The organism is Helcobacillus sp. ACRRO, assembly GCF_022347125.1.
Lineage (GTDB): Bacteria > Actinomycetota > Actinomycetes > Actinomycetales > Dermabacteraceae > Helcobacillus > Helcobacillus massiliensis.
This window is the reverse complement of record NZ_JAKRNG010000001.1, coordinates 138114-161049: the sequence shown is the minus strand read 5'-3', so window position 1 is coordinate 161049 and position 22936 is coordinate 138114. Positions and strand designations below refer to the sequence as shown.

The following is a 22936-nucleotide window of genomic DNA, read 5'->3' as shown; positions in this document are numbered from 1 at the left end:
GTCGGGACGGCCGGGCGCGGCGGCGGTGGAGGCTCCGGGGGAGGCCGGCCGACGGGTGCTGGCCGCGGTGGGGTCCGGCGCCGCGGCGCTGACCTGCTGCAGCAGGTGCGCCGGCAGCGACGGATGCACCGTGGTGGGCCGGCCCTGGGAGGCGAGCAGGGCGCCTTCGCTGATGAGCTGGTCGAACGCCGCCACGATCGTTCCGCGGGACACGCTGAGGCGCTGCGCGAGGAACCGCGTGGAGGGCAGAGCGTCGCCCGGGGCGAGGGCGCCGGACATGATGAGGGCGCGGATCCCGTCGGCCACCTGGACGGGCAGGGGAGTACGGCCCGCGCGGGTGAGGGTGAGGGCGAGGTCAGCGGTGGAGCGTTCGGCCATACCAGAATGATGCCGCCGCCGCGCCCACTGGTCCACTCGGATCCACGGATGCTGGATCTGGTTTCGGACCAGTGGGCGGATGAGACTGGTCGGCATGACCGAGAAGAACCAGATCATCACCCTGTCCGAGACGACCCGCGCCACCAACGAGAAGCTGATGGGCGGCGTCATCATGGACGTGGTCACCGCTGACCAGGCCCGCATCGCCGCCGACGCCGGCGCCGTTGCCGTCATGGCCCTCGAGCGCGTCCCCGCGGACATCCGCGCACAGGGCGGCGTGGCCCGCATGTCCGACCCGGACCTCATCGACTCCATCATCGAAGCAGTCGACATTCCCGTCATGGCGAAGGCCCGCATCGGCCACTTCGTTGAGGCCCAGGTCCTGCAGCAGCTCGGCGCCGACTACGTGGACGAGTCCGAGGTGCTCAGCCCCGCCGACTACGAGCACCACATCGACAAGCGCGCGTTCGACGTCCCGTTCGTGTGCGGCGCCACCAACCTCGGAGAGGCGCTGCGCCGCATCGCCGAGGGCGCGGCCATGATCCGCTCCAAGGGCGAGGCCGGCACCGGTGACGTGTCCGAGGCGACCCGCCACATCCGCCGCATCCTCCACGAGATCGCGCAGCTGCGCGCCACCGCCGCCGCGAACCGCGAGGAGCTGTTCGTCGCCGCGAAGGAACTGCAGGCGCCGATCGCGCTGGTCGAGTACGTTGCGGACAACGGCCGCCTCCCCGTGCCGCTGTTCACCGCCGGTGGCGTTGCCACCCCGGCCGACGCGGCCATGATGCGTCAGCTCGGTGCCGACGGCGTGTTCGTGGGCTCCGGCATCTTCAAGTCCGGCAACCCCGAGCAGCGCGCGAAGGCCGTGGTGCGGGCGGTGGAGAACTTCGAGGACCCGGCCGTGATCGCGGACGTCTCCCGCGGTCTGGGCGATGCGATGGTCGGCATCAACGTGGCGGACCTGCCGGTGCCGCACCGACTCGCTGAGCGGGGATGGTGACGGCAGCGGGGCGCGCCCTGTAGCGGCTGCGGGGCGCGCCCTGTCTCATGGCCGTGGAGCGCGATTGATGTGCGCATTCGGGGTTTTTCGCGCAGATAATCCCGAAAAGGGCAACGAATCGCCGCCCCGCCGTGCGGCCCCGCCGCTCAGAGCTTCGCGTGGGCGTGCTCGCCGAGCACGAGCCGGTCCATCTCCTCCTCGGTCGTGGCGTTCAGCGCCCTGCGGCGGGACAGATAGAACACGAACCCGATCGCCACCCAGATCGCCAGCGCGATCAGCGGCGGCGTATCGAGCTGCCCGGGGGAGCCGGGGATGAACAGCAGCGCGAGGAACACCACCGACAGCACGCAGCCGAGCACAGCCACACCGGACTTGAACGCGATCCAGCCGGGGCTGGTGCGCGGTTCGGTGAGGACGACCCCGTCGCGCGCCTCAGCAGCGGTCCGCCGCATCGCCTTGAAGGCGCACAGGCAGGTGTAGAAGTAGGCGACCGAAACCCCGGCGGAGGTCATGTCCACCACCCAGTTGAGGGCTTCACGGCCGAAGAACGGGGTGACCACGCAGAACGCGAGCACGAACAGGAGCGCCACCACCGGGGTGCCGGCGCGGTGGGAGATGTAGCCGAGCTGGCCGGGCACCATGCGGGCGTCCGCCATGGCGAGCAGCACGCGGGAGGCGGACAACATGAACCCGTTGAGCCCGGTGATCACGCCCATCGTCACCCCGACCACCATGAGCACGGGGCCGACGGGTCCGATGGCGACCCGGATCGCATCGGCCGTGGCCCAGGAGTGCCCTTCGAAGGTGTGCCCGGCTTCGCTGATCGCGATGGATGCGGCCATCAGCATCGCCAGGTAGATGAAGGCGGCGGCGCCGATGGCGAACAGGATCAGCTTCAGCGCCTTGGAGGGGGAGAAGTCGAACTCGCCGGCGAGCTGGGGGACGTTGTCGAAGCCGACGAACGCGAACGGGGCGATCGCGACCATCAGCATGATCGCCGCCCAGGGCGCGGTGTCGCTGGGGAAGGCGTGGAACAGCGGTACGGGCTTGCGGATGTAGGCGATGACGGAGAGGAGCAGCAGCAGGCTCACGCACGCGAGCATGACGATGCAGGCGATGTACTGGACGCGGCCGGACAGGGCGGTGCCGCGGGCGTTGAAGAACGTGAACACGAGCAGCGCGGTGATGGAGACGGCCACTTCGGGCAGGTAGATCGGCCACCCGGCGACCTCCCACAGTCTGCCCTGCTCCATGAGGGAGGGGGCGACGTTGCGGACCACGAGGGCGAGCGCGGAGGCGTTGAGCGCCACGATGGAGATGTAGCCGAGGGTGAGGAACCAGCCGGCCACGAATGAGTGCCTGCGGCCCATCGCGACATAGGAGTACGCGAGTTCGCCTCCGGTGACGGGGAACTTCTTGATGACGATCCCGTACGACAGGGCGATGATGCTGATGAGGACGGCGCCGGTGGCCATGCCGATGAGGGCGCCGGCGGTGCCGCCGTCCTTCAGCCAGTCCACGGGGAGGATGAAGGAGCCCCAGCCGATGGCGGAGCCGAGGGCGATGGCGAACACCCATTGGGGTTTGAACTCGCGTTTGAGGACGGCCTTCTCATTGGGGTCGAAGCCGCCGGTGACGGTGGGCGGTTCGCTGCTGGGGGTGCTTCCGCCTCCCGTCCGGTGCTGTGCGGAGGGGGTGGGGGCGGCGGAACTCACAATGAATCAGCTTCCTGTGATCGGGGACACATGACTGTGATTCGCCAGGTTAGTCAGGTGCCGCGCCCGATTCAAACCCGAAGCGGCCCGAGAGCGGCCGGTGAGGGCGGCCGACGGGTTCACCCGTGCCACGCCTCGGCGAGCATCCGCTGGGAGTCGAACCGCTTCTGCGGGTCGTGGAAGTAGGACACGGTGATGAACTCGTCGGCCCCCGTGACGGCGGCCAGCTCCTCCAGCTTCGCGACCACGGTCGAGGGGGAGCCCACTGCCGAGATGGACAGGGACTGGTTCACCGAGTCGAGGATGTGCGGCTCGAGCACGTCCTCGATGCGGGCGGGGCGGGGCAGCGGCCCGCGCGCTCCCTTGATGATGCCGGCGAACATCTGCTGCAGCACGGAGAACTGGAACTGTGCCTCGTCGTCGGTGTCGCACACGACCACGTTGACGCCGACCATGGTGCGGGGCTGCTCGATCTGGGCGGTGGCGGCGGTGGGGTCGAATTCGCGGCGGTAGAGGTCGAGCGCCTGCTGGAACTGGAACGGCGCGAAGTGGGACGCCACGGAGAACGGCAGGCCCAGCTGGGCGGCCATGGCGGCGCCGTTCATGGAGGAGCCGAGCACCCACATCGGGATGTGGGTGCCTTCGGCGACATACGCGCCGATCCGGGAGTTCGCGGTGGTGCGCGGCCCGGACCACGCCTGGATGTCGGCGATGCCGCTCATGAACGCTTCGGGCTGGGCGCTGGTGCGGGCGAGCAGCTGCGCGGTCATCGGGTCGGTGCCGGGAGCGCGGCCGAGCCCGAGGTCGATGCGGTCCCCGTGGAACTGGATGAGGGTGCCGAACTGTTCGGCCACGGCCAGCGGCGCGTGGTTCGGCAGCATGATGCCGCCGGAGCCCACCCGGATCCGCTCGGTGCGCTCTGCGGCGCGGGAGATGAGCAGGGCGGTGGCGTTGGAGGCGAGGTTCTGCGTGTTGTGGTGTTCGGCGAACCAGTAGCGCTCGTACCCCTGGTCGTCGGCCTGCTGGGCGGCCTGCATGGAGATGTCGATGGCCTCGCGCATGGTGGACCCGTCGGCGACGGGGACGAGGTCGAGCACGGACAGGGCGGGGCGGGTGACCACGGGTCTCCTTACTGTGCCGGCGGGGTGTCCTGCCGGTGTCGGTCGGGGCTGGTGCGGCCGATGCTCGAGTCCGGGTAGATGGGGATCTCGGCGCTCGGGATGTCATCGTAGCTGGCGGGGTCGGAGATCGGCTCCACGTGCAGCTCGGCGTGCAGGCCGGGCACGGCGCGCATCAGTTCCTCATCCAGTTCGTGCGCGTAGGTGTGGGCCCGTTTCACGGTCCAGGTGTCGGGCACCTGGATGTGCACGTTCATGTGCTTCTCCTGGCCGGCTTCGCGGGTCTTCAGGCCGTGGAAGGTGACGTCGCGGGAGGTGTGCGAGCGCAGGATCCGGGTGATGGCGTCGTTGTCCTCGTCGTCGAGCGCTTTGTCGAGGAGTCCGGAGATCGATTCGCTCATCAGCGAGATGCCGGTGACGATGATGTGGACGCCCACGAGGAACGCGATGACGGCGTCGAGCCGGTGCCAGCCGGTGACGGCGACCAGCCCCACTCCCACGAGGACGCCGACGGAGGTCCAGACGTCGGTCAGCAGGTGCTTGCCGTCGGCGACGAGGGTGATGGAGCGGTGGCGGCGACCGGCGCGCATCAGCACCACGGCGACCACACCGTTGAGGACGGAGGCGGCGACCAGCACCAGCAGGCCGATGCCGACGTGCTCCAGTGGCCGCGGATGGATGAAGCGGTCCGCGCTCATCACGAGGATCACGGCGGCGGCCACGAAGATCATGGCGCCCTCGGCGGCGGCGGAGAAGTATTCGGCTTTGGCGCGGCCGTACAGGAACCGCTGGGTGGCTCCCTGGGCGGCGACCCGCAGCGCCACGAGTGCGACCACGGCGGCGACGAGGTTGACGCCGGATTCGGCGGCGTCGGACAGCAGGCCGACGGATCCGGTCATCGCCCACGCCGCGGCCTTCAGCGCGATGGTGGCGATGGCGGCGAAGATCGCCAGCCACGCGTACCGGGTGAGGTCCACGCTTCCGCGGCTGGGCGCCGGTTCGGCGGGGGCGGTGGATTCTGGTGGGGTGCTTGGGGTTGTCACGTGGCTATTGTAGGAAGCTATGAGCATCATCGCGGCGGCGGACGGATCCGCACTCGGCAACCCCGGACCCACCGGATGGGCCTGGTACATCGACGACTCCGCCTGGGCGGCGGGCGGCATCGACCACGGCACGAACAACATCGGTGAGCTGACAGCGGTGCTGCGCCTGCTGGAGGCGACCGCGGATGCGGGCCGCGCTGAGGAGCCGCTGCGGGTGCTGTGCGATTCGAAGTACGTGATCGATTCGATCACGACGTGGATGCCGGGCTGGAAGCGGAAGGGCTGGAAGAAGGCCGACGGCAAACCGGTGAAGAACGTGGAGATCATGCGCGCCCTCGACGCCGCGATGCAGGGCCGCGATGTGCAGTTCGAGTGGGTGAAGGGACATTCGGGGCACCGCCTGAACGAAGCGGCGGATGCCCGCGCGAACGGCGCCGCCACCGCGATCCAGAAGCGCACCGCCGTGAAGGAGGGCCCGGGCCTGCCCAGCGCAGTGCCCACCGCAACCGCTGCGCCCGTCGGCGCTCCGCATCCGTCGGCCGCCCCCGCCGGCGGGCCGACGGATGCCGCTCCTGCTGACCTGTTCTCAGCGTTCACCGACGACCCCGACGCCCCCGCGGACGCCTGCTTCACCACGGTGGATGTCCGCGGCGCTCAGCGCATGCTGATCACTCCGCGCAGCGCCGGGCAGCGCGTCGCCGCCGTGCACCCGGCCGCGATCCTGCTGGGTACGGACGGCAGCGTCCTCACCGCCGACGCCTGGGATGAGCACCTCACCGACACCCTCGGCACTGACCCGACCATCACCGACGTCATCGAGGAGCAGGTCGGCACCGCCACCCTCCTCACCTTCGAGGTCACCGCGACCGGCGGCACGGCCATGCGAGGCACCGCGGTGTGGGAGAGCAGCGGCGACGGCGAACCCACGCTGCGCCTGCACCAGTTGGCGCCGCTGGGCTGACCGGGGCCGACGGGACCGCACCATGGCAGTGTTCGCGGACACTCCTCGCTGGCCGAAGCACGGCACCTGGTGGGGCCATCTCGTCTCCGACGCGTCCCTGGACGAACTGCATGACGCAGCGGAGCGTGCCGGCCTGTTCCCGCGGTCGTTCGACCTCGACCACTACGACTGGCCGGTCGATGCCCGCGACCGCCTGGAGCAGACCGGGGTGCGCTTCGTGGATTCGCGGGAGCTGACTCGCCGCCTGATCGATTCGGGGCTGCGCGTCCCCGCTCATGCGCGCGCGGGTGCGAGGCGCGAGCGCACCCTCGCCGATGCCGCGGCGCTCGGCCTCGATGCGGGCACGGGTGACCGCGTGCCGCGGGACTTCATCTGGGGCATGCGCGGCCATGTGGACCCGATGCCCGCTCTCGCGGGGGCGTTCCGCCTCACCCGCGATGAGGGCAGCAGCGCGCTCGCATCACCGCGGATCCAGGCGCATGATGACGCGGGCCGCCGCGCCGCACACGCACTCCTCGCTCGTTTGAATGAGCTCGCCCGAACACGGGGACGGGACCGGTTCATCGGGCAGGCGGTCGACTGGCCTGATCAGTGACCCGCCCGTGCCGGGTCAGGCGGACCCGGTGGAGTCGCCGCTGTCGGCGGGAGAGGCGCCGTCGTCATCGAGGTCGGCCGACGGGATCTCGACACGGAACGTGGCGCCGCCGCCGTCGGTCTGGTGGATGGAGATCATCCCGTGGTGGTGCTCCATGATCGTCGCTGCGATCGCGAGGCCGAGGCCGGCGCCGCCGCCCTGCTCGGACTGCCGCTGGCGTGACTCGTCGGTGCGGAAGAACCGTTCGAAGACGCGCTCGCGGGCCTCCTGCGGGATCCCGTCGCCGTGGTCGCGGACCTCCAGCAGCACATTGCCTTTGCGGTTGTGGCCGAGGGCGATCTCCACGGGGGTGCCCTTGGGGGTGTGGCGGTTCGTGTTGCCTACGAGGTTGAGGATCACCTGGCGCAGCCCGGCTTCGTCACCGAGGACACCCGTCGGTTGGATCTCCTCGATGTCGAGGGGCGCCCCGGTGAGGTCGGTGATCTGGACGTCGCGGGTGGGGTCGAGGGCGCGGAGGTCCTGGGTGGCGTCGTGGATGAGCGGAGTGATGTCCATCGGCAGCAGGTCGAACGTCTGCTGTTCGTCGAGGCGGGCGAGGCGCAGCAGGTTCTCCACGAGGGAGCCCATGCGCTGCGCTTCGTCTTCGATCCGCTTCATGGCGGAGGCGACGTCGTCGTCGGTGCGCAGGGCGCCCATGCGGTACAGCTCGCCGAAGCCGCGGATCGCCGCCAGCGGGGTGCGCAGCTCATGGGAGGCATCGCCCACGAACCGCCGCATCTTCGATTCGGAGGAGATCGCCTTCGATTCGGACTTCGCCTGCGCCTGGAACGATCCTTCGAGGCGCACCAGCATTTCGTTCAGCACCACGGCGAGGGTGTGCACTTCCTGGCTGGTGGTGGAGACGGGCACGCGGCGCGACAGGCTGCCGGCGGCGATTTCGCGTGCTGTGGACTCCACGTCCCGCAGCGGTTCCAGTGCACGGTGCGACACCCACCCGCCGATGCCCACACCGGTCAGGACCACGGAGGTGCCGACCAGCACGATGATCAGCGCCATTTCGTTCATGGTGGAGTCTACGGACGTCATCGGCAGGGCGACGAATGCGGAGTATCCGTCGGGCTGGTCGGAGGCGATGGCGAGCACTCGCCACCGCTGCTGCTCACTGTCGAGCACGGTGAACGGTTCTCGGTTCAGCGCCTGCACTTCGTCACGGCTGAGGTGTGGGAAGCGGATGTCGGCGTTCTGGTTGGTGCGGTTGCGCACCACTTTCTGCTGCTGGTCGCCGTCGGCGGAGCGGAACTCGACCACGAAGTCGACGGGTGCGTACGCGAGTTCGTTCGGGTCCGCGTTCTGGTCGTTGATGGTGGCGGTAGCGAGGGAGACGGTGGGGCCGACGCTGCGCCGCAGGTCCTCGTCGATGGATTGGATCAGGGTCCGGTTCAGCAGGAACAGGGACAGGGATCCGGTGACGAGAGTGCCGAGGACGAGGACGGACGCGATGAGTGTAACGACCCGTGTCCAGAGGGACACGGGTCGTTTGCTGCGCTGACCCGGGCGGATGGTGCCGAGCTTCATGGGGGTCAGCGTACGTCAGGAACGGGGGTCTGCGGGACGCAGAACGTATCCGATGCCTCGCTTGGTGTGGATCATGGGTTCGCCCACCACGTCGATCTTGCGGCGCAGGTAGGAGATGTAGGACTCGACGATGCCGACTTCGCCGGACCAGTCGTAGTCCCAGACGTGGTCGAGGATCTGCGCTTTGGAGACGACTCGGCCGGCGTTCAGCATGAGGTAGCGCAGGAGCTTGAACTCGGTGGGGGAGAGGTCGATGGGGGAGTCGGCGCGGGTGACTTCGTGGGAGTCCTCGTCGAGCCGGAGGTCGCCGACGACGAGTGCGCTCTCGGACGGCTCGGACACACCGAGGTGGGTGCGGCGCAGCACGGCGCGGATGCGGGCCACGACTTCTTCCAGGCTGAAGGGCTTGGTGACGTAGTCGTCGCCGCCGACGGTGAGGCCGGCGACCTTGTCCTTGGTCTCATCGCGGGCGGTGAGGAACAGGATGGGGAAGTGGTGGCCCTTGTCGCGAAGGCGGCGGGTGACGGTGAAGCCGTCCATGTCCGGGAGCATGACGTCCAGGACGATCAGGTCCGGTTCCTCTTCGGTGGCGATGCGGACGGCTTCGGAGCCGTTGGATGCGGCGTGGACGTCGAAGCCCGCGAAGCGGAGGGACGTGGCGAGCAGGTCGCGGATGTTCGGTTCGTCGTCGACGACGAGGAGCTTGGCTTCGTAGTCGTGTTCAGCCTCAGTGGTCATGAATCCATACTGAGCCGTCAAAGTGAGAAGGGCCTGAATGCACTCTGTGAGATACGGGCTGAGTGGGGTATGGGCGGGTATGACGAAGCGGGGCGCAGACTCTGTGGATCTGCGCCCCGCTTGTTGGTCAACCGGTCAGTGACCGGCTGTCACTGCTGGGATCAGCGGTCGCCCTTGCGGCGGCGGGTCACCATGGCGGTACCCGCAGCGACGAACGCTGCTGCTGCCGCGAGGAGGCCGCCGACCTGGGCACCGGTGCGTGCCAGGTCGCCGCTCGGAGCGTGGCTCTGGTCCTGGCCCTGGCTCGGGGCGTTGCTGCCGCCGTTGCCCGGCTGGGTGCTGCCGCCGTTACCGGCGTCGCCACCGTTGCCGCCGTCGCCGCCGTCGCCGCCGTCGCCGCCGTTGCCGCCGTCGCCGCCGTTACCACCGGAGCCGCCGTCGCCGCCGTCGCCGCCGTCGCCGCCATCGCCACCATCTCCACCGTTACCCGGCTTTTCGCCGACGGTGACCGTGATCTCGTCGATCACGTTGCCGTCCTTGTCCTTGACCACGACGGTGATCTTGTCACCGGGCTTGGCGTCATCGTCGATGTCGACAACGAGGTTGCCGTTGTCGTCGATGCTGCCCTTGCCGGGGCCTTCGGTCTCAACGGTGGAGCCGTCCGGAACCGGGCCACCCTCGTTCGGGATAGTCACGGTGTCGCCCGGCTTGCCCTCGCCGTCCTTCCAGTCCGGCTTGTCGGCGGGCTTTTCGCCGACGGTGACCGTGATCTCGTCGATCACGTTGCCGTCCTTGTCCTTGACCACGACGGTGATCTTGTCACCGGGCTTGGCGTCATCGTTGATGTCGACAACGAGGTTGCCGTTGTCGTCGATGCTGCCCTTGCCGGGGCCTTCGGTCTCAACGGTGGAGCCGTCCGGAACCGGGCCACCCTCGTTCGGGATGGTCACGGTCTCGCCCGGCTTGCCCTCGCCGTCGTTCCAGTCCGGAGCCTCCACCGGAGCCTCGGTCACGGTGACCTTGGCATCGACGGTGTCCGTGGAGCCGTCCGGGTAGGTGACGAGCACCGGGATGGTGTAGTCACCGGCCGGGACGGACGGATCGATGGTGATGGAACCGTCCTCGTTCACGGTGAAGCCCTCGGGCAGGTCGCCGTTCGGTGCGTACGTGGTGCCCTCAGGTGCGGTGGCCGGGTTGCCATCGGCGTCGGTGTAGGTCGGGGTCGGCACGGTGCCGCCCTTGCCCTCCTCGACCGAGGTGTCCTCGTAGGCCGGTGTCAGGTTGTCGGTGATGGGAGTCAGATCGACGATGAAGGAGTCGGCCGCGATGATGTTGTCGCCGGAGACGAGGCGAGCGGTGTACACCATGCCGTCCGGAGCATCGGCGGGCACCTCGAAGGTGCAGGCCTCAGCCTCAGCCTCGGAGGTCACCGGGTCGCAGGTCTTGACGACCTCGCCGTTGGAGTCAACCCACTCGATCTTGGAGGCGAGCGGCGGCATGACACCGGTGAAGTCGAGCTCCGCGGTGTCACCCGGGCGAGCCGGGTTGTCCGACACGTCGTAGTTGGTGATCTGCAGGTCAACTTGAGTCCGAGCCACGATGGCGTAGTTGACGTTGTACCACATCGGCCTCTGCACGAGGTTCTGTGCCGGGGCCGTCTGCGGGGTGAACGACAGGTTGGCATTCGGCTTGCGGAACTCGGGGGAGGTGTAGCCGGAGTAGCCGTTGACGAGCTCGCCCTGCGGATCGAAGACCTGCATGTACAGGTACTGGTCGTTCAGCGTGCCGTCCGGGAACCGCAGGGTGTACTTGCCGTTCTCGTCGGTCTTGCCCTGCACAGTCGCGGAGATGTACTCCGGGTGGGCCTTCAGAAGCTCGGCCGCGGCAGCAGCGCGCTGGGACTCGTCGAGCGACTCCACCTGAGCCTCGTAGGCCTGAGCGCCCTCGGAGGTCAGCGACGACATCACAACCGTGTAGCCAGCGGCCTCGGGATCCTTGCTGTTGTTGTTCGGACCGGTTGCCGAGTTGGCGCGGTCACCGGCACCGGTCTCCAGCCATACCTGACCGGACACCGAATTCTTTGCTCTCAAGCTGGTCCAAGGGTTCGGCAGCGGACCCTCGGAGTCCGTGATCCACTCGGCCTCGGGGCGGTGCATGTAGGTGCCGCCCTGCTCCGTCATGAAGACGGCGGTGCGCTGCATGTTCGTGCCGGTGAGCGGGAACTGGCCCAGGTTGCTGTCAGTCACGGAGTTGACGAACGAGCCGGGGAAGAAGCCGCCGGCCTGGCGCAGCATGGTGATGGTGTTGCCGGTGGCCGGGTTGGTGCTGTCCGGGATGACCAGCTTGTAGTACTGACCGGCAGTCGCGTTGTACGTGTGCTTCTTGCCCTTCGCGTCGGTCCAGCCCTCGCGGAGGTCGAAGGCGTAAGCGCCGGGGCCTGCCTGATTGGCGTCGCTGCTGGACAGTGCGTTGGAGGTCTTGGCGGAGTACCACGGGGAGACAGCGCCGTCCTTGTCGATCCACTGCAGGTAGACCTCGGTGCCCTCCGGAACAGCCGAGAGGCGGTTCCCGGAGGTCTCCGGGGTGCCCTTGTCCGAGATGAACGCGCGACCCGACAGGGTGTTCTTCGCGTTCGTCATGTCGGTTCCGCTGTCGATGTAGCCGTTGGCGATCGCGTCGGCCGGGATGGCGTTGGCCTGCGAGCTGCCGGGCTGGTCAGTCGGCGCGGCGGCCGGTGCGAGAGCCGCGGCCTGCTGGCTGGTCGGAGCAGCAACCGCGACGGTTGCGGTTGCGCCGAAAGTGCCCACGAGGAGAGCAGTAGTGCCGGCTGCGGCGACTGCGCGTCGCATCAGGGGAGTACGACCTGCAGTCGCGGCGCTGGCACTCCGGTTACGGAAAGCGTCAAAAACCATGGAAACTCCATCTTCATCGAAGGGAGCATGCGCCGAATCGCGCAGGGAGGCCCCCGTCGAGACCGCGGGTAGCCAAACCGTGACCTCGGGACCAGGGCGATCGGTCGGTTAAGCCCTACCCTTCCAGGTAGTAACCAAGCGGACAGCCGGCGAAGGGGCCATCGTCCCGGTTGGTCGGTGCGAAAAGTTTGAGACTTGCGCGTGATAACAGTGTCAGGGTGAGGGCCGAAGGCGGATGTTGTGCGTTTGTGACGATCTTCCGGGCCCGGGTGCCGTCGACCCGTGTGTTCATAGTTACTGTCCGGACGCTGGGACAAACGGGGGAAACCCGGCATTGTGCACCTCATCGACCCACTGTCGTCCTTCACGACATGCAGAAGGCCGCCCCCCATGCCGGGGGAGGCCTTCTGGTCTGGTGGATGCGGTGGTCAGCTCACAGCCGCTGGGCCTCGCGCATTGCCGAGCGCATCCGGTCGTTGGACTTGCGCATCTTGCGCAGGCGCCACGCCTGCTGCGCCAAGAGGATGCTCGCAATCGCCGCCACGACCAGGCCGCCGAGCACGGCCGCCAGCAGCATCGCCACCCCGCTCGCGAGCGTGAAATGCCAGCTCAGGAACGCGAAGGACTGAGCATCAGGATTCTGCAGGACGAACGCGAGAAGAGCAGCCAGGATGATGCCGCCCACCGCCAGGCCGATGATCAGCCGAGCCGTCATCTGCGGGTTCCGGGTGTCCTCCACGGGCTCGAACGCGGCAGGATCGGGTGTCCGGCGCGCGGGGCTGTCCTGGCGCACCTCCGGCTCGCGGCCGGGGCGGGGCTCTCCGGCCGCGTGGCCGGCGTGATCGGAGGCGCCGCCAGCCGCAGGCGCGGTCCGGTTCTGCGCGTGGACCTCACCGCGGGCAATGGCGCCGTCGTGATCGTACTGGGAGCGGGCGTCGTCAGGTCGGGACATCAGAGTGCACCTCGCAGAAGGGGTCGGGGGGGGGGAAGGCGCGCAGAGAGGCGACCTCCGCGCCGGACTCATCCAGCTTAGATCAGCCGGACTCCTCTATCTCGGAATGATCAACTATCCGGTACGCATACCCCTGTTCGGAGAGGAACCGCTGACGATGACGAGCGAACTCCTCCTCGCCGGTGTCCCGCATGACCAGGGAGTAGAAGTGCGCCCGCCGCCCGTCGGGCTTCGGCCGCAGCAGCCTCCCCAGCCGCTGCGCCTCCTCCTGGCGGGACCCGAAGGCTCCCGAAACCTGCACCGCCACCGACGCGTCCGGCAGGTCCACCGAGAAGTTCGCAATCTTCGACACCACCAGGCGGGGGACCTCACCCGAACGGAACTGAGCGAACAGCTCCTCCCGTCGAGCAGGTGCGGTCCTGCCCGTCATCACCGGCGCACCGATCGCCTCTGCGATCTCCTCCAACTGATCCACGTACTGCCCGATCACCAGCAGCGGCTCTCCCGCATGTCGATCCACGATCCGCTGAACCACCGGCACCTTCGCCGCGTGCACCGCAGCCATCCGATGCCGCACCGCCGGCTCCGCGGCCCGCAGCACCCGCAGATCCGCGGCAGGCATGTCCACGCGGACCTCGACCATCTCGGCAGGAGCGATCCATCCCTGCGACTCCAGCCGCTTCCACGGGGCATCGAACCGCTTCGGGCCGATCAGCGAGAACACATCGGACTCCCGGCCGTCCTCCCGCACCAGAGTCGCCGTCAGCCCGAGCCGCCGACGCGCCTGCAGGTCCGCCGTCACACGGAACACCGGCGCCGGCAGCAGATGCACTTCGTCGTACAGCACCAGGCCCCAGTCGCGGGCGCTCATCAGCTCCAGGTGCGGCATCACGCCCTTCCGCTTCGCCGTCAGCACCTGATAGGTGGCGATCGTGACCGGACGGATCTGCTTGCGCCGTCCCGAATACTCGCCGATCTCATCCTCTCTCAGCGTGGTGCGGCGCAGCAGCTCCTGCTTCCACTGGTGCGCCGAGACCGTGTTCGTCACGAGGATCAGCGTGGTGCGGCCCGTGCGCGCCATCGAGGCGGCGCCCACCACGGTCTTCCCCGAACCGCACGGGAGGACCACCACACCCGAGCCGCCGGACTCGAACGCGTCGACCGCCTCCTGCTGATAGTCCCGCAGCTGCCACGCGGAGGCTCCGTCGGCCCCCTGCTCAGCCGACGCCGTCAGCGCGATCGGGTGGGCTTCACCGTCGATGAACCCGGCGAAGTCCTCCGCCGGCAGGCCGATCCGCACCAAGGCCTGCTTCAGGGAGCCGCGAGCACTGGGGTGCACCACCACGGTGGTGTCATCGATGCGTTCGCCGAGCATTCCATCGGTGCGCTTCGACCGCAGCACCTTCTGCATCGACTCGGGATCGGCGGCCTCCAGGATCAGGCCGTGGATGGGCGAGGACTGCAGGCGCAGCCGCCCGTAGCGGTCCATCGTGTCCGCAATGCTCTCCAGCAGCGTGTGCGCCACCGGAAAACGCGCATGCGCCGCGAGCGAATCGATCACCGTGGCGGCGTCGAAGCCCGCGGCGCGCGCGTTCCACAGCCCCAGATCCGTGAGGCGATAGGTGTGGATGTGTTCGGGGGTGCGCTCCAGCTCCGCGAACGGAGCGATCGCCGCGCGGGCCTCATCGGCCGACGGGTGCCCGACATCGAGCAGGATGCTCCTATCGGGCTGGACGATCAGGGCGCCGGTGGCAGTCACCCGGCCAGTCTAGAAGGAGCGCACCCCAGAGGGGTCAGCTGAGGCGGGGTGCCTCACGGTCGCGGCCCACCGCCACCATGTACAGACCGAACTGCAGCAGCACACCCGCGATCACCGAGGCCAGCGCCGGGAGGATCAGCCACGCCAGAATGCTCATCGCGATCGTCACGATCAGCGTCACCAGGATCACCAGGCCCAGGTTCGCGATCACCAGCGACGCGGAGCGACTGAACGCCTCACCGGTGGACAGTCCCTCCAGCGCCACCAACGGCAGCACGAACGTGGTCAGCACAGCCACGGCGATCGGGCCGATCACCGGGATGATCCAGGACACCATGCCGAGCACGAGGGTCAGCAGGATGGGCAGGAGCAGGCGGGCGCCCACGAATCCCTGAGCGACCGACGCCTTCTCCCCGCGTGCGGACATCGCAGCCACGTTCGCCATGCCGGACATCCACAGCGCCGAAACCGCGAACATCGCCACCATGAACACGAGCATGGACACAATCATGGTGACACCGAACACCGCGCCGCCGGATTCGGAGCTGGAGGCGCCGGCCGACACGGCGCCCGCGAGGCCCATCCCGAAGAGCAGGATGACGCCGCCGATGACCGGAATGATCGAATACACCAGAGACGGCACGATGAACGCCACCCAGTTGCGGCCGAAGGCATCCGCCATCCAGGAGAACGTGCGGCTGATCTTCGCACCGAGGTCATCGGAACTGCTCATCGGGGCGGTGCCGTAGCCCGAGGGGCCGGTTGAGGGGCCGGCGGCCGGCTGCGGCGCCGACTGCGGGGCGCTGAACGGAGCGGACGGAGCGGAGGAGCCGCCGTCGGCCGCCCAGGAGGGCGCAGCGCCCTGCTGCTGCGGGGCCGACGGGTACTGGCCCCACTCGGGGGCGCCGTTGGCGGAGGAGGTGGAGCGGGAGTCGTCGGTCGGCGACGTCATGCGTGTCCTTCTGTTCTGGGATGTGATGAGGGGCCGCGCGCACCCGCGTGGGCGCGCGCTCCACATGAGAAGTGTGGCACGGACCGGGCCGAAAGCCGCACCGACGGGTCCGGGTACCCTTCGGCCCCAGGGACCGAAGCGGCGGTCTTCTAGACTGGACGGCGCAGCGCGTCGACGCGCCTCCCCACCCCCTATGAAGGAGAAGTCGTCCATGGCCACTTTCGACCCGGCACCCGCGAACTCCGCCGATATCGGCGTCACCGGGATGGCGGTGATGGGCTCGAACCTCGCCCGCAACCTCGCCCGCAACGGCTTCAAGGTCGCCATCCACAACCGGTCCGTGGGGCGCACCGAGAAGGTCATCGAGAACCACAGCGAGGACGGCCAGTTCCTCCCCTCGGAGTCGATGGACGACTTCGTGGCCTCCCTGCAGAAGCCGCGCGTGGCGATCATCATGGTGCAGGCCGGCGCAGCCACCGACGCCGTCATCGAGGAGCTCGCCTCCCGCATGGACGAGGGCGACATCATCGTGGACTGCGGCAACGCCCTGTTCACCGACACCCGCCGCCGCGAAGCCGACCTCCGCGAGCGCGGCCTCCACTTCGTCGGCGCCGGCGTCTCCGGCGGGGAAGAGGGCGCCCTCAACGGCCCCTCGATCATGCCCGGCGGCCCCGTCGAGTCGTACAAGCGGGTGGGGCCGATGTTCGAGAAGATCGCCGCGCAGGTCGACGGCGACCCCTGCTGCACCCACGTGGGGGCCGACGGTGCCGGCCACTTCGTGAAGATGGTGCACAACGGCATCGAATACGCCGATATGCAGGTCATCTCCGAGGCGTACGACATGATGAACAAGGCCCTCGGCATGAGCGCCCCCGAGATCGGTGAGGTCTTCGAGGAGTGGAACAAGGGCGAACTGGAGTCCTTCCTCATCGAGATCACCGCTGAGGTGCTGAAGCACAAGGACAACGTCACCGGCAAGCCGTTCGTGGACATCGTGCAGGACCGCGCCGCCCAGAAGGGCACCGGCGCCTGGACTGTGCAGACCGCCCTGGACTTCGGCGTTCCGGTCACCGGCATTGCGGAGGCGACCTTCGCCCGCTCCACCTCCGGCTCCGTGAAGCAGCGCGAAGCCGCGATCGGTGTGCTGCCCGCCGAAACCCAGGACCAGACCGTGGAGGACCGCGACCGTCAGCAGTTCATCGAGGACCTGCAGAAGGCGCTGTACGCCGCGAAGCTCGTGTCCTACTCGCAGGGCTTCGATGAGATCGCGGCCGGTGCCGAGCACTACGAGTGGGACATCAACCTCGGCGACATGGCGAAGATCTGGCGCGGCGGCTGCATCATCCGCGCCCGCTTCCTCAATCACATCACCGAGGCGTACAAGCGCAACCCCGACCTCCACCTGCTGCTTGCAGACGAGTACTTCCGCGGTGAGATCGCCTCCTGCATCCCGGCGTGGCGCCGCGTCGTCGCGTACGCCGCAGCGAACGGCTTCCCGGTGCCGGTGTTCACCTCGACCCTGTCGTACTACGACGCGGTCCGCTCCGAACGCCTCCCGGCAGCGCTCGTGCAGGCGCAGCGCGACTTCTTCGGCGCGCACACCTACCGCCGCGTGGATGCCGACGGGTCCTTCCACGTGGAGTGGACCGGGGACCGCACGGAGACGAAGATCAGCGACTGACCCCGCCCGGTCAGCCGAGTGTGACGCGGTGGACGAGGACGGTGAACTCCGTTCCGTCCGCCGCGTCGCGTGCTGTCAGGCGGCCCGCGTTCAGGGACAGCGGACGGGCCCGCTTCTCGACGATGCCGCCGCGGCCGTCGACGATGCCGAGCCGCAGCTCGCCCCCGTCGGCGATCGCCGCCCGGATGCGGTCGGACACCCCGTGGCGGGAGGCCGACGGGTTCTCCTCCGCGGCCCGGATCCGCCGCACCGCCTCCGCGGGCTCCAGCCGCAGGGAGGGATCCGTCGGCCCCTGAGTCCCCTCCCCGGCGCTGATCAGCATGGCCGCGGGGACAGCGGGACGGCCCGCCGCCGGTGCTGAGGCGCGGCGCGCACTGCGCGGGTGCGGAGCGGACGCGTCCGTGTCACCGGTGGCGACCATGCCGGCGCGGCGCGCCAGATCCGCCGCGAGAGCGGGGCGAACGGTCGCGAGGGCAGCAGTCGGCGCGAGGCGCACGAGCCCCAGCATGGATGCCTCATCGGAGGCGAACAGACGGTCCAGGTGCGCCTCCTCACCGGTGAGGACGGACTGGGCGGAGCGCACCTCGATGCGGCCCACTTTTCGGGCTTCGTCGGTGATGAGGAACTCCAGGGCCTGCGGCACCGGGGTGATCGCGCGGTCGCGCAGCGCGTGGAGCATGTGGTCGGCACTGGTGCCGGTGCGCAGAGCGGCGGCGATGGACGACGGCGTGAAGCGGCCCGTGGCGGCGGGCCCGCGACCGTCGCTCTCCGCCCACTCCAGCAGGCGCTGGACCGCGGCCGTGGGACGGCCCGGCACGGTGATCGTCATATCGGAGTCGAGGATCACCTGATCCACCTGCGGCGGCAGCAGGGCCCGCAGCGCCTCCGCGGCCCGCTCTCCCGAGAGGACCGACTCGAGCAGCGCCGTCGGCACACCGTCGGCGAGCAGACCCCACGCCTCGGCTTCCGCGAGGGCGAACCGCGCTTCCTGCTGCACGCCCGGCGCCGGCACGAGCGGGAACAGCCAGGCGGCGAGGTACATGACCGCGTCCGTCGATGCGCGCACGTCCCGCTCGCGCGCCTGGGCCGCAATGTGCTGCAGAAGCAGGCGCCTGCGCTCGCGGGCACCGGCGCGGCGCGTCTCATCCGACAGCGCCGCCCGCGGCCCGCCCGCCCGGGAACCGGACCCGGTGGGGGAGGGGTCCACCGGTTCGCCCGCGAGGGACGGGATGTGTGAACTCGAGAGCCACGCGTCCACCAGGAGCGCCCACTGGTCGGCGTCGTCCGCCTCGAGGTGCGCGGCGAGCTCCGCGGTTGCCTGCCAGTCCTCGCCGTCGTGCGCGAGGAGTCCCAGCGACCATGCCGCATGCATGGCGGTGGACCACACCTCGGGCGCTGCGCCGGCGTCAGCGGCGAACCGTCGGTGGTCCCGCTGCGCGACGCCACCGCGGCGCAGCACGCCCGGCAGGCCGTCCCATCGGGCGATTCCTGCCACCAGCGAGGTCATCTCCAGGGCGTGCTGCGCCGCCTGCGCCGCGCGGCCTCCGGGGAAGCGCTCAGCGGTCGCGTCCGGCAGGGGAGGCGGCTGCGGACAGAAGTCCGCCACGATCCGCTGCCCCCGCTGGGCTGCCTGCACCACGCCGGGTGCCAGACCGGACTTCTCCGGCAGGAGTTCCAGGACCGTGCGGATGGGGCGGAACCCGTTGGCCCCCTTGATGACGAGCGCACGCACCCGCAGTCCCTCCATCACCGGCCCCACCTCGCCGGCCGTACAGCCCAGCGCCCGCGCCGCGGCCTCCAGTGTGACCGGTGGCGGAAGAACAGCGAGGGTCTGCAGCAGCTGCAGGGCCGGGCGGTGCAGGCCGTCCAGGGCGCGCCGCACGCTGACCTTCGTGGAGGAGCGCGCCGCCAACTGGGACAGGGACTGCGGCAGCTGCGCTGTCAGGTCACCGCGGGAGGTGAACAGTTCGAGCAGGTCATCGTCGGTGAAGGACCGCAGGGCATCGGCGAGAGTGGGCGGCATGCGGCCAGGATACGGAACAGGGCACTCCTCCACCCCAGCGGCCATTCCCTTCCGTGCCGCAGTGTGGTCTGCTGAGGCCATGAACCCGAGCCCCACCCACACCGACCAACCCGGCGCCGCCGCCGGTCCGCTGCCGCGCGCCGCCGCCCGCGCGATCGATACCGCGATCCTCGCCGTGATCGGTGTCGGTGCGGCACTGCTGCTGGAGCTGGTGCTGTTCGCACCTGGGCCCGCGATGGACCACCCGGGTTCCGGGCCCCGCACCTGGGTGGATCTGGTCCTGGCTGGGGTGGTCCTCGGGGCGCCCCTGACCGCCCTGTTCGCAGTGGTCGTCCTGCCGATCCTCACCGCGCTGACCGGCGCCACCGCCGGCAAGCGCATCGCCCGCCTCGAGGTCCGTGCCGCCGACGGTTCCCGCTGCCCCTGGTGGCGCGCAGTGCTGCGCGAAGCGCCGATGGTTCTGTTCGCCGTGGTGAGTTGGGCGATGATCCTCGCCGCCCTGATCCTCTACAACGCTGCGCGGCTCTCACCGTTCCTGCTGTTCGTGCTGCCGGCGCTGCTGCTGGGGCCCGCGCTCGCGGCCGCTCTGGCCGGCCTCGGTGTCGCTGCCCGGTCCCGCCGGCAGCTCGGGGACATCCTCGCCGGCACCGTGGTGGTACCGCGCGGGACCCCGGTGACTGCGGCGCCTCCCGCCGTCGGACTGCCGACTCGGTGGGCGGCGACCACCCGTCCTGAATCCCGCGCGCTGCTGGGCCGCCGATTCCTCGCCCGCGTCATCGACATCGCGCTTCGACTCGTGCCGACCGCAGTCGCTGTGGTGATCATGGTCGGGGCCCTGTGGGTGCAGGCGGAGAACTCGCCCCCGCCGGACCCGAACGATCCGTGGGCGGGGTGGGACTCGCTCGTCGCCTTCCTCGTGATGTCCGCCGGGGTCCTGCTGCTCACCGCCGTCGTGTGGGCGCTGTACGACATCGTTCTGCACGCCGGGACCGGCCGCACTCCCGGCAAGCGTATCATGAAGCTGCAGGTGGTGAAGCGGGCCGACGGGGACGCGATCGGCCTCGTGCTGTCCTTCGCCCGCGCGATCCTGCCGGTGGCGGCGGCGACGCTGCTGATCCTCGCCGGGCTCGTCCTGTCGCTGGGGTTCCTGCTGCCGATCGTGATGCCGCCGCTGCTGCTGATCATCCCCATCACCGCGCTGTTCGACCCGGAGGGTCTGCAGCGCTCCGTCATCGACCGGGTGCTCGGCATCCGCGTGGTCCGTACCGACTGAGGGGGATGGCCGGCGTATCGCCGACATGCTCGCCGGCGCTCTGCTGCGCCGCCGGGTGGTCCGCGCAGTGACGAATGCGTCTCCGCGCGGCCGCTCCCACCTCCACAACAGCACGGGGCGCCCATAGGATGGCGGGGCCGCCGGCCCCCATAGCCCAACTGGCAGAGGCAGGAGACTTAAAATCTTCACAGTCTGGGTTCGAACCCCAGTGGGGGTACTCGTCACACGTGAAGGAGAGCCCCGTCATGAGCGAACTCGCCGACTCCATCGACCAGGTCCTCGACCGCATCGCCCAGGCCGCGCAGCGCGCCGGCCGCAGCGCCGAGGACATCGCCATCGTCCTGGCCACGAAGACCCGCACCGCTGATGAGATCCGCGCGGCTGTCGAGATCTTCTCCGAGCGCGGCGTGCGAGTGGGTGTGGGGGAGAACCGCGCCCAGGAGATCGCCAAGCACGCCGAGCTGGAGGACCTCGGCCTCACCCGCCACTTCATCGGCCGCCTCCAGACCAACAAGGCGCGCGACGCCGTCCGCTTCGCCGACCTCATCCACTCCGTTGATCGCCCCGGCCTCATCGACGCACTCGAGCGCCGCGCCGACAACGACGGCGTCACCCAGCGCATCCTGCTGCAGGTCAACACTTCCGGTGAGGACACCAAGGCCGGCTTCGCGCCCGATGCCGCCGTGCTGAAGGACGCGATCGACCGTTGCCGCGATGGCGGCACCCTCACCGTGGAGGGCCTGATGACCATCGGCTCCCACACCGGTGACGAGGACGAAGTCCGCCGTTCCCTGCGGGACCTGCGGATCCTGCGCGAGGACCTCGCCGACCCCGCCGTGCGCGAGCTCTCCATGGGCATGACCCATGATCTCGAGCAGGCCGTCGAAGAGGGCGCCACCATCATCCGCGTGGGCTCCGCCGTGTTCGGCGAGCGCAACTACACGAAGTGACGGCGATGCCGCCGCGCTCCTACGCGACCCTCACCCCCGCCGGACGCCGCTTCGCGCTGTTCGCCATCGCCATCGGCGGGTTCGGCATCGGCACCAGTGAGTTCATCTCCATGGGCCTGCTGCCGGACATCGCCCGCAGCCTCCTGGCCCCCTTCTACGCCCAGAACCCCGACGCCGCCACCGCGAAGGCCGGCATCGCGGTCAGCGCCTACGCCGCCGGTGTGGTGATCGGCGCTCCGGTGCTGTCCCTGCTCAGCGTGACGATGTCCCGGCCGAAGCTCATCATCGGCCTCGGCATCGGCCTGCTCTTCGGCACCCTGCTCTCCGCGAGCATGCCCACGTTCGAACTGACCGTCATCGCGCGCTTCCTCGCCGGCCTGCCGCACGGCGCATTCTTCGGCGTCGCGGCCCTGCTCGCCGCCGATGTGATGGGACCCGGCAACCAGGGCAAGGGCATCGCGCTCGCCCTGTCCGGCCTGACGGTGGCGAACCTCGCCGGTGTTCCCCTGCTGACCGCGTTCGGTCAGTCCCTCGGCTGGCGCACCGCCTACCAGCTGGTCGCGGGCATCTTCGCCCTCACCGTGGTGCTGCTGCTGATCGCGCTGCCGCCGCAGGCCCCGCCGCGCGGCCGCAGCATCCGCGATGAGCTCTCCGCCTTCCGCTCCAAGCGTCTGTGGATGGTGCTGGTGATCGACTCCGTCGGCTTTTTGTCGATGTTCGCCGTGTTCGGCTACATCGCGGACATCTCCACCTCGGTCGCGGGCATGCAGCCGGCCCACGTCCCGCTCATCCTCGCCTGCGCGGGCCTCGGCATGACGATCGGCAACATCGTGGGCGGTCACCTCGCCGACTGGTCGTTCCGCCGCTCCCCGCTGCTGGTGTTCCCCTTCTTCGTGGCGTCCCTGTTCCTGCTGATCCCGCTGGCGTCCTTCCCGGTCGGGCTCGCAGTCGGCATCGTGGTGCTGATGGGGCTGAACGCCTGCATCCACCCGAGCCTGCAGGCGTGGCTGATGGATTCCGCGGGGGAGTCGGTGACGCTGGGGGCGGCTCTGCACCACGGTGCGTTCAACATTGCGAACTCACTCGGAGTCGCCGCGGGCGGCATCGTGGTGGCGGCCGGGTTCGGCTTCCGCGCCCCGATCATCCTGGCGGCGGGGCTCGGCGTGTTCGGCTGGGCGATCACCGCGCTCGGCCTCACCCTCGACCGCCGACGGAGGCCGCATGGGGACGTGTCCCCCTCGCGGCCCATCGAACCGGCCGCAGCACCGACCGTAGTCTGACGCTCGAGTCGTCCCCCCTTCGATACACTCA

Annotated in this window: 18 protein-coding genes and 1 tRNA gene; 8 read left to right on the top strand and 11 right to left on the bottom strand. The window is 69.5% G+C overall.

Going from position 1 to position 22936, the window contains the following annotated elements:
* Positions 1–378: GntR family transcriptional regulator (locus MHY20_RS00745; protein WP_239373856.1), on the bottom strand; the 378-nt coding region annotated here is incomplete at its 3' end.
* 94 nt (positions 379–472) lie between these two features.
* On the opposite strand from MHY20_RS00745, the gene pdxS reads away from it, so the two are divergent.
* Positions 473–1378 (top strand): pyridoxal 5'-phosphate synthase lyase subunit PdxS, encoded by a 906-nt coding sequence (gene pdxS, locus MHY20_RS00740; protein ID WP_259923298.1) that lies wholly within the window; start codon positions 473–475, stop codon positions 1376–1378.
* 146 nt (positions 1379–1524) lie between these two features.
* Here the strand turns inward: pdxS and MHY20_RS00735 are convergent, their stop codons facing one another.
* The 3 genes from MHY20_RS00735 to MHY20_RS00725 form a co-directional block, all read right to left on the bottom strand.
* The gene (locus MHY20_RS00735) at positions 1525–3093 is read right to left on the bottom strand and encodes an APC family permease (protein ID WP_239373854.1); all 1569 of its coding nucleotides are present in this window, start codon (positions 3091–3093) and stop codon (positions 1525–1527) included.
* A 119-nt stretch (positions 3094–3212) separates the two neighbouring features.
* The gene (locus MHY20_RS00730; RefSeq protein WP_239373852.1) at positions 3213–4214 is read right to left on the bottom strand and encodes an LLM class flavin-dependent oxidoreductase; all 1002 of its coding nucleotides are present in this window, start codon (positions 4212–4214) and stop codon (positions 3213–3215) included.
* Between the two features lie 8 nt (positions 4215–4222).
* Positions 4223–5188: a cation diffusion facilitator family transporter gene (locus MHY20_RS00725; protein WP_239373862.1), complete on the bottom strand. Its 966-nt coding sequence runs from the start codon at positions 5186–5188 to the stop codon at positions 4223–4225.
* Positions 5189–5273: 85 nt separating this feature from the next.
* Here MHY20_RS00725 and MHY20_RS00720 point away from each other — a divergent pair, with 85 nt between their 5' ends.
* Positions 5274–6215 carry a ribonuclease H gene (locus tag MHY20_RS00720; RefSeq protein ID WP_239373850.1) on the top strand — a complete coding sequence of 314 codons (942 nt, stop codon included), beginning with the start codon at positions 5274–5276 and terminating at the stop codon, positions 6213–6215.
* 22 nt (positions 6216–6237) lie between these two features.
* The gene (locus MHY20_RS00715) at positions 6238–6810 is read left to right on the top strand and encodes a DUF4031 domain-containing protein (RefSeq protein WP_239373848.1); all 573 of its coding nucleotides are present in this window, start codon (positions 6238–6240) and stop codon (positions 6808–6810) included.
* Between the two features lie 15 nt (positions 6811–6825).
* Here MHY20_RS00715 and MHY20_RS00710 read toward each other — a convergent pair whose 3' ends face one another.
* The 6 genes from MHY20_RS00710 to MHY20_RS00685 all read right to left on the bottom strand — a co-directional run bounded on the left by MHY20_RS00710 (position 6826) and on the right by MHY20_RS00685 (position 15698).
* A complete protein-coding gene (locus MHY20_RS00710; RefSeq protein WP_239373846.1) occupies positions 6826–8385 on the bottom strand; it encodes a HAMP domain-containing sensor histidine kinase in 1560 nt (519 codons plus the stop codon).
* A 15-nt stretch (positions 8386–8400) separates the two neighbouring features.
* Positions 8401–9123: a response regulator transcription factor gene (locus MHY20_RS00705; RefSeq protein ID WP_183377254.1), complete on the bottom strand. Its 723-nt coding sequence runs from the start codon at positions 9121–9123 to the stop codon at positions 8401–8403.
* A 161-nt stretch (positions 9124–9284) separates the two neighbouring features.
* Positions 9285–11972, bottom strand: a complete 2688-nt coding sequence (locus MHY20_RS00700; RefSeq protein ID WP_239373843.1) for a YPDG domain-containing protein — start codon at positions 11970–11972, stop codon at positions 9285–9287.
* Between the two features lie 496 nt (positions 11973–12468).
* On the bottom strand, positions 12469–12987 hold the full coding sequence (locus tag MHY20_RS00695; protein ID WP_239373841.1) for a hypothetical protein: 519 nt from the start codon (positions 12985–12987) through the stop codon (positions 12469–12471).
* Positions 12988–13069: 82 nt separating this feature from the next.
* Positions 13070–14746 (bottom strand): DNA repair helicase XPB, encoded by a 1677-nt coding sequence (locus MHY20_RS00690; RefSeq protein ID WP_183377251.1) that lies wholly within the window; start codon positions 14744–14746, stop codon positions 13070–13072.
* 34 nt (positions 14747–14780) lie between these two features.
* Positions 14781–15698, bottom strand: a complete 918-nt coding sequence (locus tag MHY20_RS00685; RefSeq protein WP_239373839.1) for a hypothetical protein — start codon at positions 15696–15698, stop codon at positions 14781–14783.
* Between the two features lie 211 nt (positions 15699–15909).
* Here MHY20_RS00685 and gndA point away from each other — a divergent pair, with 211 nt between their 5' ends.
* A complete protein-coding gene (gene gndA / locus MHY20_RS00680; RefSeq protein WP_239373837.1) occupies positions 15910–17379 on the top strand; it encodes an NADP-dependent phosphogluconate dehydrogenase in 1470 nt (489 codons plus the stop codon).
* A 10-nt stretch (positions 17380–17389) separates the two neighbouring features.
* Here gndA and MHY20_RS00675 read toward each other — a convergent pair whose 3' ends face one another.
* A complete protein-coding gene (locus MHY20_RS00675) occupies positions 17390–19402 on the bottom strand; it encodes a helicase-associated domain-containing protein (protein ID WP_239373835.1) in 2013 nt (670 codons plus the stop codon).
* A 79-nt stretch (positions 19403–19481) separates the two neighbouring features.
* On the opposite strand from MHY20_RS00675, the gene MHY20_RS00670 reads away from it, so the two are divergent.
* The 4 genes from MHY20_RS00670 (at position 19482) to MHY20_RS00655 (ending at position 22905) form a co-directional block, all read left to right on the top strand.
* Complete coding sequence (locus tag MHY20_RS00670; RefSeq protein WP_239373833.1) at positions 19482–20675, top strand: RDD family protein; 1194 nt, start codon at positions 19482–19484, stop codon at positions 20673–20675.
* A 143-nt stretch (positions 20676–20818) separates the two neighbouring features.
* Positions 20819–20892: transfer RNA gene (locus tag MHY20_RS00665), tRNA-Leu, on the top strand.
* Between the two features lie 28 nt (positions 20893–20920).
* A complete protein-coding gene (locus MHY20_RS00660) occupies positions 20921–21625 on the top strand; it encodes a YggS family pyridoxal phosphate-dependent enzyme (protein ID WP_239373831.1) in 705 nt (234 codons plus the stop codon).
* Between the two features lie 5 nt (positions 21626–21630).
* On the top strand, positions 21631–22905 hold the full coding sequence (locus tag MHY20_RS00655) for an MFS transporter (protein ID WP_239373829.1): 1275 nt from the start codon (positions 21631–21633) through the stop codon (positions 22903–22905).
* Positions 22906–22936: the final 31 nt, after the last annotated feature.

What these genes read in the sequence shown, in the direction of transcription:
- pdxS (WP_259923298.1), top strand. Translation starts at nt 473, where the DNA reads ATGACCGAGAAGAACCAGATCATCACCCTGTCCGAGACGACCCGCGCC.
- MHY20_RS00720 (WP_239373850.1), top strand. Translation starts at nt 5,274, where the DNA reads ATGAGCATCATCGCGGCGGCGGACGGATCCGCACTCGGCAACCCCGGA.
- MHY20_RS00715 (WP_239373848.1), top strand. Translation starts at nt 6,238, where the DNA reads ATGGCAGTGTTCGCGGACACTCCTCGCTGGCCGAAGCACGGCACCTGG.
- MHY20_RS00710 (WP_239373846.1), bottom strand. Translation starts at nt 8,385, where the DNA reads ATGAAGCTCGGCACCATCCGCCCGGGTCAGCGCAGCAAACGACCCGTG.
- MHY20_RS00705 (WP_183377254.1), bottom strand. Translation starts at nt 9,123, where the DNA reads ATGACCACTGAGGCTGAACACGACTACGAAGCCAAGCTCCTCGTCGTC.
- MHY20_RS00700 (WP_239373843.1), bottom strand. Translation starts at nt 11,972, where the DNA reads ATGCGACGCGCAGTCGCCGCAGCCGGCACTACTGCTCTCCTCGTGGGC.
- MHY20_RS00695 (WP_239373841.1), bottom strand. Translation starts at nt 12,987, where the DNA reads ATGTCCCGACCTGACGACGCCCGCTCCCAGTACGATCACGACGGCGCC.
- MHY20_RS00685 (WP_239373839.1), bottom strand. Translation starts at nt 15,698, where the DNA reads ATGACGTCGCCGACCGACGACTCCCGCTCCACCTCCTCCGCCAACGGC.
- gndA (WP_239373837.1), top strand. Translation starts at nt 15,910, where the DNA reads ATGGCCACTTTCGACCCGGCACCCGCGAACTCCGCCGATATCGGCGTC.
- MHY20_RS00675 (WP_239373835.1), bottom strand. Translation starts at nt 19,402, where the DNA reads ATGCCGCCCACTCTCGCCGATGCCCTGCGGTCCTTCACCGACGATGAC.
- MHY20_RS00670 (WP_239373833.1), top strand. Translation starts at nt 19,482, where the DNA reads ATGAACCCGAGCCCCACCCACACCGACCAACCCGGCGCCGCCGCCGGT.
- MHY20_RS00660 (WP_239373831.1), top strand. Translation starts at nt 20,921, where the DNA reads ATGAGCGAACTCGCCGACTCCATCGACCAGGTCCTCGACCGCATCGCC.
- MHY20_RS00655 (WP_239373829.1), top strand. Translation starts at nt 21,631, where the DNA reads ATGCCGCCGCGCTCCTACGCGACCCTCACCCCCGCCGGACGCCGCTTC.